General features: G+C 69.7%; 16 protein-coding genes. 6 read left to right on the top strand and 10 right to left on the bottom strand.

What is annotated here, in order from left to right; all coding sequences use genetic code 11:
- Positions 1-149: 149 nt before the first annotated feature.
- Positions 150-497 carry a hypothetical protein gene (locus tag BWI15_RS30035; protein WP_143465972.1) on the top strand — a complete coding sequence of 116 codons (348 nt, stop codon included), beginning with the start codon at positions 150-152 and terminating at the stop codon, positions 495-497.
- On the opposite strand, the gene BWI15_RS30030 is transcribed toward BWI15_RS30035, so the two are convergent.
- Positions 487-852 carry a winged helix-turn-helix transcriptional regulator gene (locus BWI15_RS30030; protein ID WP_077017901.1) on the bottom strand — a complete coding sequence of 122 codons (366 nt, stop codon included), beginning with the start codon at positions 850-852 and terminating at the stop codon, positions 487-489. The two genes, BWI15_RS30035 and BWI15_RS30030, sit on opposite strands and share 11 nt — an antisense overlap.
- 79 nt (positions 853-931) lie before the next feature.
- On the opposite strand from BWI15_RS30030, the gene BWI15_RS30025 reads away from it, so the two are divergent.
- The 4 genes from BWI15_RS30025 to BWI15_RS30010 all read left to right on the top strand — a co-directional run bounded on the left by BWI15_RS30025 (position 932) and on the right by BWI15_RS30010 (position 4,793).
- Positions 932-1,546 carry an NAD(P)-dependent oxidoreductase gene (locus BWI15_RS30025; RefSeq protein ID WP_077017900.1) on the top strand — a complete coding sequence of 205 codons (615 nt, stop codon included), beginning with the start codon at positions 932-934 and terminating at the stop codon, positions 1,544-1,546.
- A gap of 85 nt (positions 1,547-1,631) precedes the next feature.
- Positions 1,632-3,470: an asparagine synthase (glutamine-hydrolyzing) gene (gene asnB, locus BWI15_RS30020; RefSeq protein ID WP_077017899.1), complete on the top strand. Its 1,839-nt coding sequence runs from the start codon at positions 1,632-1,634 to the stop codon at positions 3,468-3,470.
- Positions 3,471-3,485: 15 nt separating this feature from the next.
- A complete protein-coding gene (locus BWI15_RS30015; RefSeq protein ID WP_083751245.1) occupies positions 3,486-3,905 on the top strand; it encodes a MarR family winged helix-turn-helix transcriptional regulator in 420 nt (139 codons plus the stop codon).
- A gap of 51 nt (positions 3,906-3,956) precedes the next feature.
- A complete protein-coding gene (locus tag BWI15_RS30010) occupies positions 3,957-4,793 on the top strand; it encodes a hypothetical protein (RefSeq protein ID WP_077017898.1) in 837 nt (278 codons plus the stop codon).
- Between the two features lie 152 nt (positions 4,794-4,945).
- On the opposite strand, the gene BWI15_RS30005 is transcribed toward BWI15_RS30010, so the two are convergent.
- Complete coding sequence (locus BWI15_RS30005; RefSeq protein WP_077017897.1) at positions 4,946-8,554, bottom strand: discoidin domain-containing protein; 3,609 nt, start codon at positions 8,552-8,554, stop codon at positions 4,946-4,948.
- A gap of 147 nt (positions 8,555-8,701) precedes the next feature.
- Positions 8,702-9,133 (bottom strand): pyridoxamine 5'-phosphate oxidase family protein, encoded by a 432-nt coding sequence (locus tag BWI15_RS30000; RefSeq protein WP_168197398.1) that lies wholly within the window; start codon positions 9,131-9,133, stop codon positions 8,702-8,704.
- Between the two features lie 58 nt (positions 9,134-9,191).
- Between BWI15_RS30000 and BWI15_RS29995 the strand changes: the two genes are divergently transcribed.
- On the top strand, positions 9,192-9,830 hold the full coding sequence (locus BWI15_RS29995; protein ID WP_077017895.1) for a winged helix-turn-helix transcriptional regulator: 639 nt from the start codon (positions 9,192-9,194) through the stop codon (positions 9,828-9,830).
- A 3-nt stretch (positions 9,831-9,833) separates the two neighbouring features.
- Here the strand turns inward: BWI15_RS29995 and BWI15_RS29990 are convergent, their stop codons facing one another.
- The 7 genes from BWI15_RS29990 to pseC form a co-directional block, all read right to left on the bottom strand.
- Positions 9,834-11,474, bottom strand: a complete 1,641-nt coding sequence (locus BWI15_RS29990; RefSeq protein ID WP_077017894.1) for a solute symporter family protein — start codon at positions 11,472-11,474, stop codon at positions 9,834-9,836.
- Positions 11,471-11,812, bottom strand: a complete 342-nt coding sequence (locus tag BWI15_RS29985) for a DUF485 domain-containing protein (RefSeq protein ID WP_077017893.1) — start codon at positions 11,810-11,812, stop codon at positions 11,471-11,473. Before BWI15_RS29985 ends, BWI15_RS29990 begins: the two co-directional genes overlap by 4 nt.
- 88 nt (positions 11,813-11,900) lie before the next feature.
- A complete protein-coding gene (locus tag BWI15_RS29980) occupies positions 11,901-12,713 on the bottom strand; it encodes a class I SAM-dependent methyltransferase (protein ID WP_077017892.1) in 813 nt (270 codons plus the stop codon).
- 93 nt (positions 12,714-12,806) lie between these two features.
- Positions 12,807-13,538, bottom strand: coding sequence for a cytidylyltransferase domain-containing protein (locus BWI15_RS29975; protein WP_077017891.1), 732 nt, complete (start codon positions 13,536-13,538; stop codon positions 12,807-12,809).
- Positions 13,535-14,401, bottom strand: coding sequence for a hypothetical protein (locus BWI15_RS29970; protein WP_077017890.1), 867 nt, complete (start codon positions 14,399-14,401; stop codon positions 13,535-13,537). The genes BWI15_RS29975 and BWI15_RS29970 overlap by 4 nt, the downstream gene beginning before the upstream one ends.
- Entirely contained in the window at positions 14,401-15,969 is a 1,569-nt protein-coding gene (locus tag BWI15_RS29965; protein ID WP_237771523.1) for a hypothetical protein, read from the bottom strand. Before BWI15_RS29965 ends, BWI15_RS29970 begins: the two co-directional genes overlap by 1 nt.
- A 48-nt stretch (positions 15,970-16,017) precedes the next feature.
- Positions 16,018-17,142, bottom strand: coding sequence for a UDP-4-amino-4,6-dideoxy-N-acetyl-beta-L-altrosamine transaminase (gene pseC / locus BWI15_RS29960; protein WP_077017889.1), 1,125 nt, complete (start codon positions 17,140-17,142; stop codon positions 16,018-16,020).
- Positions 17,143-17,144: the final 2 nt, after the last annotated feature.

The following is a 17,144-nucleotide window of genomic DNA, read 5'->3' as shown; positions in this document are numbered from 1 at the left end:
CTGGGGCTCGGAACTGGTCACGGTCGCGGACTCCTCGTCGATAGCCGGTCGGCGCGCCCGGGCGCCGACCCCTTTCTACCAACGCCAGACCAGGCGCGGTACTGGTGGTTCGCCGAGCAGACCTCTATCTGCGCCGAACGGGAGGTTCAGTGAACGAGGTCACATCGGCCGCCGGTTCCCCGTCGTGGGAACCGCACGGCGGCGGCATGCATCGGATCCGTGTCGCCTACCGCCAGGAGATACCCCCGATGCACCAGCAGTACAGCCCCCAGCCCCAGTACGCCGCCCAGCCCCAGTACGCCGCCCAGCCGGTCCAGCACGCCCCTCAGCCGGTCCAGTACGCCGCTCAGCCGGTGGCGGGCCGGCTCCCGGCGGACCACCCATTCGCCGGGGTCGACCGCCGCATCTCCCGGGCGGCGCGGCGCCGGGTGCACAGCCGTGAACGCCGCGTCCGCCGTACGCGGGCGGCGGTGCGCGGCCAGCTGCCTACCTGGTGATCTCGGCCTCGCGGGCGTCCAGCAGCTCGTCCCAATGGTCGGCGGTCCACGCGCAGGCGGCGCGGATCGGTCCGAGCATGCTGCGGCCGAGCGGCGTCAGCTCGTAGACGACGCGGCGCACCGGTACGGCGTACTCGGTGCGGCTGATCAGGCCGTCCTGCTCCAGGTGACGCAGGGACTGGGTGAGCACCTTCGGGGTCACCCGGTGCAGCGGCACCCGCAGCTCGGAGAACCGGCGCGGGCCGTCCTCCAGGCAGGCGATCACCAGGGCTGCCCACTTGTCCCGCCCGAAGCGGAACGGGTTCAGCGTCGAAGGGCAGATCTCGTCGAACATGTCCGCGCGCAACGGCTCCATCGGGCCAGCCTAGCCAGTATCCGGCGGGTAACCACCGGTTCTTCTACCGTCGCCGCACACGACGAGAAAGGACTGACCGATGAGCAAGATCCTGGTTTTCGGCGCCGGTGGACGCGCCGGCCGCGCGGCGGTCGACGAGGCTGTGCGCCGCGGCCACGAGGTGACGGCGGCAGTCAGGACGCCGAGCAAGTACGCCGAGCTGGGCGCGAACGTGGTGGCCGGTGATGTCACCAGCACGGAGGCCGTCGCCCGGCTCGCCGCCGAGCACGACGCGGTGATCGCCGCCGTGTACGACGGCGGTGCCGACCCGACCGACTTCTTCCCGCGAGTGGGCAAGGCCCTTGCCGACGGCATCGGCGGCACCCGTCTGGTCTGGGTCGGGCTCGCCTCGATCCTTGCCGACGACAACGGCACGCTGCTGATGGACACCCCCGGCTACCCGCAGGAGTACCGGTCCTTCTACGACGCCCACCAGGCCGCGGTCGACCTGCTGGCCGGCTCCCCGGCCGACTGGGTCTCGATCACCCCCTGCGGCGACTTCGACCACGACAACCCCGAGCGCACCGGCTCCTACCGGTTCGCCCCGGGCGACGCCGCGAGCCGGATCTCGTACGCCGATCTGGCGATCGCCCTGCTCGACGAGATCGACACGCCACGGCATCACGGCGCCCTGCTCGGCGTACGGCGGGCATGACGTTGCTCACCTGAAGCACTGTTGTTGTCACCCTGGGTACGAAATACATTGGACACAAATGTATTCCGACGACAGGAGGCGCAGCATGTGCGGAATCACCGGCTGGGTGGCCTACCGGCGTGACCTGGTGGCCGAGCAGGCGACTGTCGAAGCGATGACCGAGACGATGGCCTGCCGAGGCCCGGACGCGCACGGGACCTGGTGGGCCCCGCACGTCGCGCTCGGGCACCGGCGGCTGGCGGTGATCGACCTGGAGGGCGGCGAGCAGCCGATGACGGTCGACGTCCCGGCCCCGGGCGGCGCCACGACGACCGTCGGCATGGTCTACAGCGGCGAGGCCTACAACTACCTGGAGCTCAAGGACGAGCTGCGCTCGCGCGGCCACCGGTTCGCGACCGACTCCGACACCGAGGTCGTGCTGCACGCCTACCTGGAGTGGGGCGAGGCGTTCACCGAACGGCTGAACGGCATGTACGCGTTCGCGATCTGGGACCCGCGCGAGGACAAGCTGGTGATGGTCCGCGACCGGATGGGGATCAAGCCGTTCTTCTACTACCCGACCGACGACGGTGTGCTGTTCGGCTCCGAGCCGAAGGCGATCCTAGCCAACCCGCTGGCCCGGGCGGCCGTCGACGACAACGGGCTGCGCGAGCTGCTGACGCTGAGCAAGACGCCCGGACACTCCTTGTGGGCGGGGATGTTCGAGGTCGCGCCGGGCACGGTCGTCACCGTCGACCGCAACGGCGTGCGCAAGTCGACGTACTGGCGGCTCGAGACCCGGGCGCACACCGACGACCAGGACAGCTCCGTCGCGCACGTCCGCGAGCTGCTGGACGACATCACCCGTCGCCAGCTGGTCGCCGACGTGCCGCGCTGTGTGCTGCTGTCCGGTGGGCTCGACTCGAGCGCGATCACCGGTCTGGCCGCGGAACAGCTGGCGGTCGACGGCGAGAAGGTCCGCAGCTTCGCGGTCGACTTCGCCGGCCAGGCCGAGAACTTCGTCGCCAGCGAGCTGCGCAGCACGCCGGACACGCCGTACGTGCACGACGTCGCCGACCTGGTGAAGTCGCAGCACTCCGACATCGTGCTGGACAACGCGACGCTCACCGATCCCGATGTACGCCGTACCGTCGTGCGCGCGAACGACGCGCCGCTGGCCGGGGACCTGTTCAGCTCGCTCTACCTGCTGTTCAAGGCGATCCGGGAGCAGTCCACGGTTGCGCTGTCGGGGGAATCGGCCGACGAGCTGTTCGGCGGCTACCTGTGGTTCCACGACCCGGAGGTGCAGCGGGCCGAGACGTTCCCGTGGCTGGCCTTCCGCGGCTTCCGCGGTCGCCCGGGCGGGGTGCTGCGCGACGACCTGCTGCGGCGACTCGACCTGCCGTCGTACGTGCGGGACCGGTACGCCGACGCGGTCGGCGAGATCGAACGGCTGGACGGCGAATCGGACCACGAGTGGACGATGCGCAAGATCTGCTACCTGCACCTGACCCGGATGGTCCGGATGCTGCTCGACCGCAAGGACCGGATGTCGATGGCCGTCGGGCTGGAGGTCCGGGTGCCGTTCTGCGACCACCGGCTGGTCGAGTACGTCTACAACACGCCGTGGTCGCTGAAGACCTTCGACGGGCAGGAGAAGAGCCTGCTCCGGGCCGCCACGCGCAACGTGCTGCCCGAGTCGGTCGCCACCCGGACGAAGAGCCCGTACCCGCAGACGCAGGACCCGGCGTACGTCGTGGCGCTGTCCGAGCAGGCCCGGCAGCTGCTGGCCGACGACCATCCGGTGCTCGAACTGGCCGACCGGGCCAAGGTCGACCAGACTCTGACGGCCGAACCTGGTGCCGTTCCGCGGCAGAACCTGGAACAGTTGCTCTCACTGGCAACATGGCTGGACATCTACCGTCCCGAGATCCGGGCGGCCTGAACCGACGGGGTGATCGTGCTGGACGAGCAGGCAGTCCACCTGATGGTGGCGATGCACCGGATCGTCCGGCACCTCCGCCGGACCGCGATGTCGACATCGATGCACCCGACCCAGTTCATCGCCCTGCTGGTGATCGCCCGCGAACAGCCGGTCCGGATCGGCACGATCGCCAACCGGGTGCCCTGCTCGCAGCCGACCGCCACCACCACCGTCGCCGTCCTGGAGAGCTCCGGGCTGGTCCGCCGCCGCGCCGACTCCCTCGACGGACGCGCGACGGCGGTCGAGCTGACCGAGCTGGGCGCCGAGACCGTCGCCCACATGCGCGCCGACGCCACCGAGGCCCTCACCACCATCCTGGCCAACCTCACCCCCGAGGACCGCGCGAAGGTGCTGGAGGCCGGCGAGATCCTCTACCGCGTGGCGGACGACCTGTAGCCCAGCCGCGCCGGGCCAGGCCTCGACCCCAGCGGTTTGAGATCCTCAGGCATGCGTCGGCTGCTGAGGTTGATCTTCTGGGTCGGCCCCTGCCGCCTCTACCTGCTCGGCGAGGCGACCGGCGGTGCCGTCCCTTTCGCCTTCCTCTTCGGCCTGTTCGGCTTCGCCGCGGCGCTCGGCGGTGTCTTCGCGCTGATCGCCGTCGTCGTCGGCGCCTCCGTCGGCGACTACTTCTTCACCGGCGCGATGGCCGGCCTCGGCACCGTCACCGCGTGGGCCGTCTACGCGTGCCTCGTCTTCGTGGTCCTCTGGATCCGCGGCATCAGCCCCGCCGCGGTCCCCGGTGTCCTCCCCACCGCCCCTTCGACCGCCAAGCATGCCGCCACCACCTCGGACACCTTGGAATGGCGCCGCCGAGGCCAACCGCTGATCCCCGGCAGCCTCGTCGCCTTCTTCGCCCTGATGGCCGCCGTCTGCTTCGCCGATGGCTACTTCTCCGCCGACCAGGGTGCCTTCGAGGCCCCTCTGGCCACCGCCACCGCCCAGATCCTCCGCTACGACGACGGCCCAGGCGGCTTCGGCGACCGCTACCTCGAAGTCCGCTTCACCGCTGGGGACGGTCACGAAGTCACCACCAGGGTCAAAGCCGAAGATCGCGTCGAAGAATCCCGAGTCCCCGACCCCGGCGGCATCCAAGAGGTCGAGTACGTCATCACCAACCCCACCCAGGCCCGCCCGGCCGGAGCCACCCAGTCCAAGAAGTCGGACGCCGAATTCAGCCGCTACGCCGGCTACACCTGCCTGACCCTCGCCGCGCTCACCGGCGCCGCCTACTTGGTCGGCCGTCGCAAACGCCACGGGGCAGATCCCAATCTGCCCTCCACCTGAGCAGCTCGACCAGAGACAGTGGACTCGCCAAGGACACGAGTCCTTCGGAAGTAGACCCGGCAGCCCACCGGACGGTGGACGAGCCGGGTCCGCGTTGTGCGAGGTAGGAACGGCCGCCGACCAGAAGTCGGCGGCCGTTCTTGGTGATCGAATCAGTTGCGGACGATCGTGAACGTCGTGGTGGTGTTCCTGATGTCCACCGCGTTGTTGGTCAGCGTGAGGTTGTTGAACGTCGCGGTGCCGCGGGCCGGGCCCTCGCCGGGTTCGGGGAGTTCGTTGGCCCAGATGCCGAAGCCGGATTTGGCGTCGAAGGCGTCGCCGGACTTGCGGGCGCCGGAGATCGTGACGTTGGTGAGTACGGTGTCGGCGACCGGGAACAGTGGGCTGCCGCCGACGTAGTCGGTCTGGAACATCATGCCGGAGTAGGTGGGATCGACGATGTCCACGTCGGTCAGGCGGATGCCCTGGAAGATCTTGGTGGCCGAGTAGATCCAGATGCCGGGGAAGGTCTGGGCGCCCCAGAAGTGGCCGCCGGCGCGGACCACCGAGATGTTCTCGAAGCGGGTCGGGGGAGTGGCGCCGAAGCCGTTCATCGGGATGCCGAAGTCGAGCGAGCTGATCGTGATGCCGCTGTAGACCAGCGTGTCGGCGACGTACAGGTTGCGGAAGATGTTGTTGGTGCCGCCGTAGACGGCGAAGCCGGCCGCTCGCCAGGTCAGCGTCGACGAGAGGTTCTCGAAGACGTTGTCGCGGACCTCGCCGCCGCCGTTGTCGGTGGCGTTGAACAAAGCGAAGCTGTCGTCACCGGTGGCCCGGGCCTCGTTGTTGCTGACCGTGTTGCCGGACGACCCGTTGGTCATGTTGATGCCGTCGGCAAACATGTTGCGGATGCGTGAGTTGCGGATCGTGGAGTTGTCGGTGTTCGCGCCCCAGTACAGGCACATCTGGTGCTCGACCCAGATGTTGTCGATGGTCATGTTCGACGTACCGGCGAAGTTGAACACCTTGCCCGGGCCGTCGTTGCGGCTGTCGTAGTTGCCGAAGTAGGCGAACCCACTGAACGTCGACCCGTTCGCCGACGACTGCGCGTCGAAGCCCACGTCGGTGTTCGACTGGTTGACCGGGGCAACGAACCGGGTGAACCACGGCCCGGCGCCGACGACCTTCACGGCCTTGCCGTACACGGTGAACTTGCTCGACGTCGGGTACTCGCCCGGCGGCAGGTAGACCCCCTGCAGCGAAGCGTCCTGCCGCACCCGGTCCAGAGCGTTCTGCACGTCCTGGTGCGTGAACCCACCAGGCGTCACGAACCCAGCCCCGGGGTTGGCGATCGGCGCGACCTGCTCGGTGTTGACGAAGTCGATCGCGTACGTCGTACTGTTGGCCGGGTCCTTCTGCAGCTTGATCTTCGTGCCGGCCGGGAACGTCCCGTCCAGCATCAGGTTCGCCTCGTCGTAGATGTGCCGGGCCGGTCCGGAGCCGGGCGAGTTGTTCGGGCTCGCCTCCGCACCGTACAGCCAGGCGTACTTCGAGGTCAGCGGCAGCGCCTTGTGGAACGCGCCGTTGACGTACACGTTGATCGTCGAGTTGATCCCGCCGCCACCGGGCGCGTCCGGGATGGAGAACCGCGTCACCAGCGTGTTCGTGCTGGCCCGGGTGGTGAACTCGACGAACGACCCGTTGCTGTTCAGCGTGACCGCACGCCGCCCGGACGCCTCGCCGGCGAGGTCGCCGATGGTCCGGTTCGGCCCGACCACCGAGGCCCCGCCGCCGACAGCAGCATCCTCAGCCTCCAGTTGGTCGTACGGCATGTTCGCGCCGCGGCCAACGAAGAACGGCCGCTCGCTGGTGTTGTTGGTCCGCTTGACCGGCAGCTCGTTCGCGTCGTCAGCCAGGACGACGCGCACCGAGTACCGCCCATTGACGGCGGGCCAGCTACCCAATGAAACGGCCGGAGCTGTCGCACCCGCGGCGATCGTGCCGGTGTACGACCCGGTCAGCGTGCGGACCACCGTGCTGCCGTTGAGCAGCGTCAGCGTGATGTTGTGCGCGCCGGAGGCCGACGCGATGCTGCCCTGGTTGCGGATGGCAACGGAGAACGCGACGTTCGTGCCGGCCGACGGGTTGCCCGGCGTCCAGGTGACCGCGCCCGCCACCAGGTCGGAGCTCGCCACCGGGGTCACCACCAACGGCGACGCGCTGTTCGCCGAGTTGTTCGCGTCGTTCTGCTCGACGACGGTGTTCGCCTCGTCGACCTTCGCGCTCAGCGGGTAGCTGCCGGCGTCACGGCTGCCGATCGCCGCGCTGACGGTGGCCGAGGCACCGGCCGCGAGCGCGCCGACGTTCGCCGTACCGACTTTGGTCTCGCCGAGGTAGAAGTTGACGTTGCTCGCCGGGGAGCCGGCGGTCCCGGTGTTGCTGACCGTCGCGCGGACCGTGATCGTGTCGGTCTCGACCGGCGAGGTGGGGGTCCAGGACACGTTCGCGAGCGTCAGGTCCGGATTCGGGGCGGGCACGCCCATCACCTGGAACTCCGCGACCTGGCCGGCCGGGGCGCCGGTGTTGCCGGTGAAGTTGAGCCGGACGTCGGCGACCCGCGCGCTGACCGGGATCGTCACGGTGTTGCCCGAGGCCGGGCTGAAGTTGTACGCCGCGGAGGCCGCGATCGTGCTGAACCCGGTCGCGCTCTGCTCCCGGCCGAGGATCGAGAAGGTCTGGGTGCGGTTGCCCCAGGCACTGTCGGGGTTGAGCCGGACGACGACCGAGCTGACGTCGGCGTTGGAGCCGAGCTCGGTGGTCAGCGTGGCCGGGTTGCCATTGCCCTCCCAGTACGTCGTGACGTTGTCGTCGTTGGCGTTGGTCGCGACGAACGTGTGCACGAAACCGGAGGCCGTGATCGGCTTGCGCAGCGCGAGGTTGCTGCCCGAACCGGAGCTGCCGCCGCGGGTCACGCTGTTGCTGTTCGGCGACTGGTTGCCTGCGGCATCTTTCGCGCGGACGAAGTAGGTCACTGCCGCGGAGGCCGGCTGGGTGTCGGTGTACGTCGTGACGCCGGCGCCGAGGCTGGTGCGCAGCTGGCCGTTGGCGTACAGGTCGTAGCCGGTCACGCCGACGTTGTCGGTCGACGCGGTCCAGGTGAGGCGGATCTGGCCGGCGCCGGGTTCGGTGAACGACAGGTTGCCCGGGGCGGTGGGAGCCTGGGTGTCACCGGCTGCGGGTCCGTAGACCTCCAGCTCGGACAGCTGTCCCGCGGGCCAGCCGGTGTTCGCCGTGATCCGGATCCGGACGTAGCGGACGGTCGCGGCGCCGTAGTCGATGGTCACGGTGTTGCCCGGCGCGGTGAACGCGCGGGACGCCGACGGGGACAGGTCGCTGAAGTTCTGCCCGTCGGTGCTGCCCTGGACGGCCAGGGTCTGGTTGCGAGAGCCCCAGCCGGACGTCGGCAGCTTGAGCACGACCTGGTTGGTGCTGACCGACGCGCCCAGGTCGACCTGGACCCACTGCGGGAAGGCGTTGTTGGCGCTCTCCCAGTAGCTGCTCTGGTTTCCGTCGGTCACGTTCGACGCGGCGTAGTTCTGGGTGCTCGTGCTGGCCGCGGCGACCTTGCCGGCCGCCAGGTTCGGACCGGCGAGCACGGCCGCGGCGGCGGTGGTACCGGCCGCGCCGTCCTGTGCGAGACCGGCAACCGGTCCGGCGGACAACAGCAGACTGCTGGCGAGCACGGTGGCGAGCAGGCGCCACCTTCCGGCTCTGGTTCTCATGGCATCCGGCCTCTCCTGATGGGCGGGGGTGAGGGGGACAGCCGCTGCCAAGAAGTGTTGAGAAGTTGCTTGATCTTGCCCAGTTCTTGCGCAGCGCTGGCTCATTGTTACGGCAGCGCTGCGCGAGCGTCAACGGTTCGTGACCGGTCAGTCCGTTGACGTGTCCGAGCTGAACCACCGGGTCGGGCGGAAGGTGAACAACGTGATCAGGCTGCCTGGATCGCCCAGCTCGCTCTGCGCGAATCCGACCGCGTGCTCCTCCGGCATGTACCGGCGGGCGATCGTCACCAGCTGTTCGGCGGTCGGTGTGCCGATCTCGACCAGCTCCGCCTGGACCGTCACGTACGCGAACGGCGGCTCGTCGCGCTGCACGACCAGCGTGACCGCGCCGGCCGCCTTGATCCGCTCGATCCGCTTCGGCGACCGCCGCTGGGTGCCGGTGAACATCGTGATCAGTCCGCCCGGCTCGTAGGCGTAGAAGGTCGGAACGCTGGTCGGCGGCTGCCCGTCCGCGCCGCTCACGCTGACCACCCCCACGTGCGGGCCGGCCAGGAATTCCTCACGCGCTTGCTTGCTCATGGTCGCCATGAAGCAAGCTTCATAAAAACAAGCAAAGTCTGTCAAGTAGAGTGGCCGCATGACGGCAAAGACGTACGGGCAGTACTGCGGGGTGGCCCGCGCGCTCGAGCTGGTCGGCGAGCGCTGGGCCCTGCTGGTGATCCGCAACCTGCTGGTCGGCCCCAAGCGCTACACCGATCTCAAGAAGGGGTTGCCGAAGATCCCGACCAACGTGCTGGCGACCCGGCTGAAGGAGCTCGAGGCGTCCGGCATCGTCAGCCGCCGGATCGAGCCGAGCCCGTCCCGGGCGATCGTCTACGAACTCACGCCGTACGGCGAGGCGCTGGACGCGGTCGTGCTGGAGCTGGGCCGCTGGGGGGCCCGTTCGCTCGGGGAGCTGCGGCCGGGGGAGATCGCCGACGCCGACATCCTGGTGATGGCGTTGCGGTCGACGTTCCAGCCGGCGGCGAGCAGGGCGAAAGCGACGTACGAGGTGCGGTTCGGCGAGGTGGTGGTGCACGCGATCGTCGACCGGGACGACCTGGCCGTGCACCCGGGCGCGGCGGACCAGCCGACGCTGGTGATCGAGGCGTTCGGCCCGTTGACCCCGCTGCTCGACGGCACGGTCACGCCCGCCGAAGCGCTGGCGGACGGCCTGGTGGGGATCAACGGGCCGAAAACCGAGCTGACCCGCTTCAGTCAGCTCTTCCGGATCTGACGGTCAGTGCTTGCCGGCGCCCTCCGCGCCCGCGCCGGTGAGGGCGCGCACGGACAGCTCGTTGTAGCGCAGTTCGCTCGAGCGGTCCTTGCCGACCAGGGTGCCGATCACGCCGAGCAGGAAGCCGAGCGGGATCGAGACGATGCCCGGGTTGGACAGCGGGAACCAGGAGAAGTCCGCGCCGGTGATCATCGAGGTCGGTGAGCCCGACACGACCGGCGAGAAGATCACCAGCACGACGGCCGAGACCAGGCCGCCGTAGATGCTCCAGGTCGCGCCGGAGGTGTTGAACCGCTTCCAGAACAGGTTGAACAGCAGTGCCGGCAGGTTCGCCGAGGCGGCGACGGCGAAGGCCAGCGCGACCAGGAACGCGATGTTCAGCTTCTGTGCCGGGATCGCCAGCCCGATCGCGACCGCGCCGATGCCGATCGCGGCGAACCGGGCCACCCGGATCTCGTTCTTCTCGGTCACCTTGCCCTTGGCGATCACGTTCACGTACAGGTCGTGCGCGAACGACGAGGCCGAGGTCAGCGTGAGTCCGGCGACCACCGCCAGGATGGTGGCGAACGCGACGGCCGCGATCAGCGCGAGCAGGATCGCGCCGCCGACCGAGCCGGGCCCACCACCGACCATCTCGGCCAGCAGGACCGAGGCGGTGTTGCCCTTCGAGGCGGCGACTGCGCTGTCCTTGCCGGTGTCGAGCAGGGCCGCGGCCCCGAAGCCCAGTGCCAGCGTCATCAGGTAGAACGAGCCGATCAGGCCGATCGCCCACTGCACCGAACGCCGCGCGGACCGGGAGTCCGGCACGGTGTAGAAGCGGATCAGGATGTGCGGCAGACCCGCCGTACCGAGCACGAGGGCCAGGCCGAGGGACAGGAAGTCGATCTGGCCGATCAGGTCCTTGCCGTAGAGCAGGCCGGGCTGCAGGAACGCCTCGCCCTTGCCCGAGTTGTCCGCGGCGGCGCCGAGCAGCTTGGACAGGTTGAAGTCGAACTTCAGCAGCACCAGGAACGTGATCAGCAGCGTGCCGGTCATCAGCAGCACGGCCTTGACGATCTGCACCCAGGTGGTGCCCTTCATGCCGCCGATCGTCACGTAGACGATCATCAGCGCGCCGACCAGCACGATCACGCCGGCCTTCAGGCCCTCGCTCGTCACGCCGAGCAGCAGCCCGACCAGCGACCCCGCGCCGACCATCTGGGCCAGCAGGTAGAAGATCGAGACGACGATCGTCGAGGACGCCGCGGCGGTCCGGACCGGCCGCTGCTTCATCCGGAACGCGAGCTGGTCGGCCATCGTGAACCGGCCGGAGTTGCGCAGCAGTTCGGCGACCAGCAGCAGCGCGACCAGCCAGGCGACCAGGAAGCCGATCGAGTACAGGAAGCCGTCGTACCCGTAGAGCGCGATCTGGCCGGAGATGCCCAGGAAGGACGCCGCCGACATGTAGTCGCCGGCCACGGCCAGCCCGTTCTGGGCGCCGCTGAAGGAGCGGCCGCCGGCGTAGTAGTCGGCGGTGGTCTTGTTCTGCCGCGAGGCCCACCAGGTGATGTAGAGCGTCACCGCGACCACGGCGGTGAACAGCGAGATGGTCAGTGCCTGGTTGCCGGGCTCGGCGTCGGCCAGGGGGATGAGCAGAGTGTTCACCGACGACGCTCCCTCTTGTACTTCGCGTTCAGCCCGGCGGCCAGCGGATCGAGCTTGCGGTTCGCGAACCGCCCGTACACGAACGCGATCACGAACGTGGAGACGAACTGCAGCAGCCCGAAGATCAGCGCCACGTTGATGTGGCCGAACACCTGCGTACTCATGAAGTCGCGGGCCCAGTTGTTGCAGGCCACGTAGGCCAGGTACCAGACCATGAAGGTGACCGTCCAGGGCACCACGAAGTTCTTGTAGCGGCGTTTCAGCTCGGTGAAGTCGGCCGCCTCGTGCACCACTTCGTAGGCGCGGGCGTCCCGCTCACGCACTGCGTCGTCTTCCATCTGCACCCCTCAGTCGGGAACGAACAGATGCACGGTAGCCCTCACAGCGGCGTTTGTGACCCACCGCGACCAAAAAGTTGCCGAGGGCTCAGAGCGGTGGCGCGACCGGCGCGTCGAGGGTGCGCTGGTAGTTGGCCAGGTCGCTGGGCCAGGTGCGGTAGCAGTTGGTGAAGTACGGCATCCGCAGCGGCTCCGGTGGCCGGGCGGTGCCGTCGTAGATCGCGTCGATCTGCTCGAGCACCGACTCGCGGCGGGACTCGGTCAGCACCGAGACGCGGGAGTGCGAGAGCGCGAGCTGCCGCAGGCCGCCGCGGTCCAGGTCGTGCCAGTGCCGGAACCGGCCGGTCTCCACCGGGCCGAACAGGTCGGACTGCAGCAGGATCGGCATCGGGTCGAACTGGTCGGCGCCGGCCAGGAAGTCCTCGCCCAGGATGGCCCGGTGCAGCCGCCGGACCCACGGCACCACGGTGTCGTAGTGGTTCCACAGCAGCCCCACTACGCCGTGCGGCCGCAGGACGCGGGCGATCTCCGGCAGGGCCCGGGCGTGGTCGAACCAGTGGAAGGCCTGCCCGACGATCACGGCGTCGACCGAGCCGTGCGCGAGCGGAATCGACTCGGCCGCGCCGACCATCGTGTCCACGCCGGGGATCTTGCGGCAGACCGTGAGCATCTCTTCCGACGGGTCGACCGCGACCACGTCGTGACCGAGCGCGGCCACCACGGCGGACAGTTTGCCGGTCCCGGCGCCCAGGTCCAGCACCTGCCGACGGCCCTGCACCGATGCCTGGCCGAGCACCCACGCCAGCGCCTCGACGGGGAACGTCGGACGGCCCGCGTCGTACGCGGCCGCGACGGCGCCGAAGGAGCGGGCGCGCTCAGGTCCTGGATCGTCGGTGGTCATCACCGTAAATCATGCCGTAGGCGCGCCCGGCGATGTCAGGGCGCGCGGTAGTGCGTGTCCGCCAATCCCCGCCCGCCGCCCGGCGCGCAGGGCCTACTCGCCGAGCTTCTTCTGCTCGATGTGCTCGTTCAGCGCGTGCAGTTCGGGGTGCTTGCCCATGATCGCGACCAGATCCGCGCAGTTCAGCTCCGCCGCGCCGAAGTCCTCGATCAGCGTGGTGAGCAGCCGCCGGTCGTCCGGAGTGTCCAGCGTGAGCCGGTACTGCGAGGCGTCGCCGCCCTCCCAGGGCAGGTTCACCAGCCGCATGTCGCCGGTCCGGTTCTGGTGCAGGTACGACGTGACGTGCTCCCGGTCGGCCGGGACGGTCGCCTCGGCGTCGGCGCGCAGCAGCCGCTCGGCGGAGAACACCTCGTAGTCCATGCCGCGCGGGTAGGTCCGCTCCAGGCAGTTCGAGACGTAGAGGTTCTCGGCGGCCTCGGTGCGGAAGCGGTTGACACCCTCGGTGACCACCGCCGGGTCGATCAGCGGGCAGTCCGAGGTGACCCGGACGACGCCGTCCAGCTCGTGCTCGCGAATCGCGCCGGCGAACCGGGACAGCACGTCGAGCTCGCTGCCCCGGAAGACCGGGAACCCGGCCGCGGTGGTCTGCTCGACGATCGGCTCGTCGTCGGTGTTCGTGGTGGTGGCCACGATCACCGGCAGGCCGGTCGCCGCCAGCCGGTCCAGGTGGTGCTGCAGGAACGTGCGGCCACCGGCGGTCAGCAGCACCTTGGCCGGCAGCCGGGTGCTGGTGGCGCGGGCCTGGGTGATGATCCCGATCTTCATGACAACACCTTCGCAGTTCTCGGGTCGACCAGGGTCGCCGGGTCGTGGTTCCAGCGGAACAGGTCACGGATCTCGGCCGGTCCGGCCAGGTGCTCGACGCCGAGTTCGGCGTCGGTGAACGCGCGGGCCACGTCGAGCGGCACGTACGGCTGGTTCAGCTCCGGCCACAGCCGCCGGATCCGGGCCTGGCCACCGAAGGACGGATGCTCGTTCTCCAGCAGCATCGGGTCGCCGTACACGCCCGGTTGCAGGCCGATCGACGCACCGTAGAGCACCGCGGAGCTGAGCCGGTTGGAGGCGACGCGGCGGTGCTTGCGCAGCTCCTTGAGCTGCTTGAGCAGGAAGTCGGCGTCGGTCTTCTGCCAGTGCAGGCCGCGGTATCCGTGGGTGATCACCCGGAAGCCGGCGTCGGTGTAGACCTGCCGGATCGCCTCGTTGCCGAACTCGTTCCAGTACAGGCAGACCGTCACCGGCCCGGTTTCGTGTTCGTTGATCGAGGCAACGATCTCGGCGTGGTCGCCGAGCACGTTCTGGCCTTCCCAGCCGTGGAACGGGTAGAAGATCGTGCCGGCCGCGTCCGGTGCGGGGGCGGCCAGCTCGGGGTGCAGCTCGAGCAGGTAGAGCCAGGCCGCGCCGATCACGGCGTAGTCGCGCAGGCCCATCGACCAGCCGCGCCGGCGGACCGTGTCGGACCAGACGAACTTCGGCATCCCGGGCACGAACGCGGTGTTGTACGCGAAGCCGTCCAGGATGTTCCAGCCGTGCTGCAGGTAGCCCCAGATGGTCGGCGGATCACCGGCCGGCAGCCCGGCGTACCGGGCCATGATGTGCGCGTGGCCGTAGAAGTGGTTGGCGTGATGCATCAGCGCACCACGCGGCGGACGCGCTTGACCACGACCCGGGCCGGGTTGAGCACCGCCTGACCGACCCGGTACGGCTTGGACCGCCGGATCCCCTTCAGCTGCCCCTCGAACCAGGTCGCCTGCGCGCTCGCGTCGGCCAGCTCCTGCGCCAGCCGGGCGATCGTCTGCAGCTGCTCGGCGCTGCCCTGGGGCCGGACCATCTCGTTGTTCTCGGCAACCGCTGCCCAGAGCCCGTCGGTGACGGTGATCCCGGCCGTCGAGGCCAGTCGCGCGGTCAGCTCACGCGGACCGCTGCCCACCGCCCATGGTTGCCGTGAGCCCGCTTCCAGCGACCGCCGGACGAAGCGCCCGAGGTGGGCGACCACCAGTGCGTCACCGCGGACCTCGACGGCTTCCGCGTCGCCGAACACCCGGTACGCCGTACCGTCGCTGATCACGTTGTCGGCCGAAGCGACGGCCGCGACCGACGGCTCCTGGGCCCGCAGCCACTCGACGTACAGCGGGACCGTACGCCGGATCGCCGCCTGGTCGTCGACCCGCAGCGCGGCGAAGAGTTCTTCCTCCAGCAACACACCCGGCCCGGCCGGAACCGCGCCGTCAGGCAGTACGGCGGGAGCGTCCGCGCCGATCACGAAGAACCAGCCCGGAGCCAGCTCGCTCCCCAGCCCGGCGGCGAGCGCCTCCTGGGTCGTCCGGTACGGGTCGGTCAGCGTCGGTCCGCTGAACCGGGCCGCGACCACGCGAGCGACCACCGCGGCCGCCAGCGGCCCGTCGACCGGGCTCAGGCCGATCGAAGCCTCGACCAGCGTCGGGTAGAGCGCGTAGGTCCGAGTCACGCTCAGCTCGGCAGCCTCCAGCGCGGCCAGCACCGCCTTCAGCCCGGCGGGCGCCAAGGTGTCGCCGCGCACGTCCGCCGGCCAGTCGGCGTCCCGCGGCACGGTGATCGTCGGGTCGGGCTGGACCAGCCGTTCGATGCCGAAGCTGTTCTCGGCGCCGAGCAGCAGCCGTCCTCCCGGGGCGAGCCGGGATTTCAGCGTCGCGAGCCCGTCCGCCCACGGCATCACCAGAGTATCGGGCCCGACCAGTCTCGGCACCCCGTCGAGCGCCACGACCACGTCGTACGACGCCTCGCCGTGCTCGGGGCCGAAGTGGTCCAGCGACCCGCAGAAGACGCGGACGCCGAGCGCCTCGGCGATCTCCTCGGCGTCGGGCGCCGAACGGGTCAGAACGTCGACCGAAGCCACCGTCTTGGCGATCTGCTCGAGCAGGTCCAGCGCGTGCGGACCGGCGACGAGCACGGAGTCGGTCGGCCGGAGGACGGCCGCGAGCAGTTCGGCCGGCACCGGGCCGGAGACCGCGGGGCGGCCGTCGGTCGGGTGCAGGTCGGACCAGTTCAGCATCTCGCCGGCGATCATCACCGAACGGGCCGGTGCCTCGCCGTCGGTCTGAGCCCGGCCCGGGCTGTCCGAGTCGGCCAGCGACGTCATGCCGGGGTCGTGCGTGGGGGCGCTCGGCGTACTGCCGACGCCCTCCGAAGCAGGCTGTTCCGGGGACTGGTCAGATGTCACAGTGGTCAATTCTCTGATTCTCCACCAAGAACGTGATCACAGGTGGGGCTAGGAGACCAGCTTCGTCAGCGTCTCGATCACCCGATCGACGTCCGCGTCGGTCAGGTCGGGGAACATCGGCAGCGAGATCTCCTCGCGGTAGAACTGTTCCGCGTTCGGGCACATGCCGCGCTGGTAACCGGCGTTCGCGAAGACCGGCTGCCAGTGGACCGGGATGTAGTTGACCTGGACGAGAATGCCGGCCGTGCGCAGGCCGTCGAAGATCTCGCGGCGGCGGCCGCCGAGGATGCGGACCGGGTACAGGTGCCAAGCCGGGTCGACGTGGTCGCGCTGGGTCGGGGTCCGGAGTCCGTCGACGCCCGCGAGCGCCTCGTTGTAGCGCGCGGTGATCTCGGTCCGGCGCTTCTTGAACGCGTCCAGCCGCTTCAGCTGGGACAGGCCGAGTGCGGAGGCGATGTCGGTCAGCCGGTAGTTCAGGCCGTGCTCGTGCACCTCGTAGTACCAGGAGCCTTCATCGGTGTGCTCGAACCGCTCGGGGTCGCGGACCACGCCGATGTGGTGGAACTCGTGCACCCGCTGGGCCACCGCCGGGTCCTTGGCGACGACCGCGCCGCCCTCACCGGTGGTCAGGTTCTTGGTCGGGAAGAACGACAGCGTGGTGACGTCGGCCAGGTCGCCGACCGGGCGGCCCTTGTAGGTGCCGCCGATCGAGTGCGCGGCGTCGCCGAGCGTCTTCGCGCCGACGCGGTCCGCGATCGGCTGCAGGGCGTCGTAGTCGGCGGCGTGACCGGCGTAGTCGACCGCGGCGATCACCTTGGTGCGGTCGGTGACGACCGCCTCGACGGCGGCCGGGTCGAGCAGGGCGGTGTCCTCCTCGACGTCGGCGAACACCACCTTCGCGCCCAGGATCGCCGCGCAGGAGGCGGTCGCCACGAACGTCATCGGGGTGGTGACCACCTCGTCGCCCGGGCCGACGCCCAGACCGGCGTACGCCATGTGCAGGGCGGCGGTGCCGGAGGTGCAGCTGACCGCGCGGTGGCCGCCGGCCAGTTCGCCGATGGCGTTCTCGAACGCGGTGACGGCCGGGCCGGTGGTCAGCCAGTCACCGCGCAGGATCGCGCTGACCGCCTCGATGTCGGAGTCGCTGATCGACTGGCGTCCGTAGGGCAGCATCG

This window comes from Kribbella sp. ALI-6-A, assembly GCF_001984195.1.
GTDB lineage: Bacteria > Actinomycetota > Actinomycetes > Propionibacteriales > Kribbellaceae > Kribbella.
The sequence above is the reverse complement of the archived record's forward strand: the minus strand, read 5'-3'. Positions and strand labels throughout refer to the sequence as shown.

Excerpts from the sequence above, each read along its gene's own strand:
- BWI15_RS30005 (WP_077017897.1), bottom strand. The coding sequence starts at position 8,554 with ATGAGAACCAGAGCCGGAAGGTGGCGCCTGCTCGCCACCGTGCTCGCC.
- BWI15_RS30010 (WP_077017898.1), top strand. The coding sequence starts at position 3,957 with ATGCGTCGGCTGCTGAGGTTGATCTTCTGGGTCGGCCCCTGCCGCCTC.
- asnB (WP_077017899.1), top strand. The coding sequence starts at position 1,632 with ATGTGCGGAATCACCGGCTGGGTGGCCTACCGGCGTGACCTGGTGGCC.
- BWI15_RS30025 (WP_077017900.1), top strand. The coding sequence starts at position 932 with ATGAGCAAGATCCTGGTTTTCGGCGCCGGTGGACGCGCCGGCCGCGCG.
- BWI15_RS29985 (WP_077017893.1), bottom strand. The coding sequence starts at position 11,812 with ATGGAAGACGACGCAGTGCGTGAGCGGGACGCCCGCGCCTACGAAGTG.
- BWI15_RS30030 (WP_077017901.1), bottom strand. The coding sequence starts at position 852 with ATGGAGCCGTTGCGCGCGGACATGTTCGACGAGATCTGCCCTTCGACG.
- pseC (WP_077017889.1), bottom strand. The coding sequence starts at position 17,142 with ATGCTGCCCTACGGACGCCAGTCGATCAGCGACTCCGACATCGAGGCG.
- BWI15_RS29995 (WP_077017895.1), top strand. The coding sequence starts at position 9,192 with ATGACGGCAAAGACGTACGGGCAGTACTGCGGGGTGGCCCGCGCGCTC.
- BWI15_RS29975 (WP_077017891.1), bottom strand. The coding sequence starts at position 13,538 with ATGAAGATCGGGATCATCACCCAGGCCCGCGCCACCAGCACCCGGCTG.
- BWI15_RS29970 (WP_077017890.1), bottom strand. The coding sequence starts at position 14,401 with ATGCATCACGCCAACCACTTCTACGGCCACGCGCACATCATGGCCCGG.
- BWI15_RS30000 (WP_168197398.1), bottom strand. The coding sequence starts at position 9,133 with ATGAGCAAGCAAGCGCGTGAGGAATTCCTGGCCGGCCCGCACGTGGGG.
- BWI15_RS29980 (WP_077017892.1), bottom strand. The coding sequence starts at position 12,713 with ATGACCACCGACGATCCAGGACCTGAGCGCGCCCGCTCCTTCGGCGCC.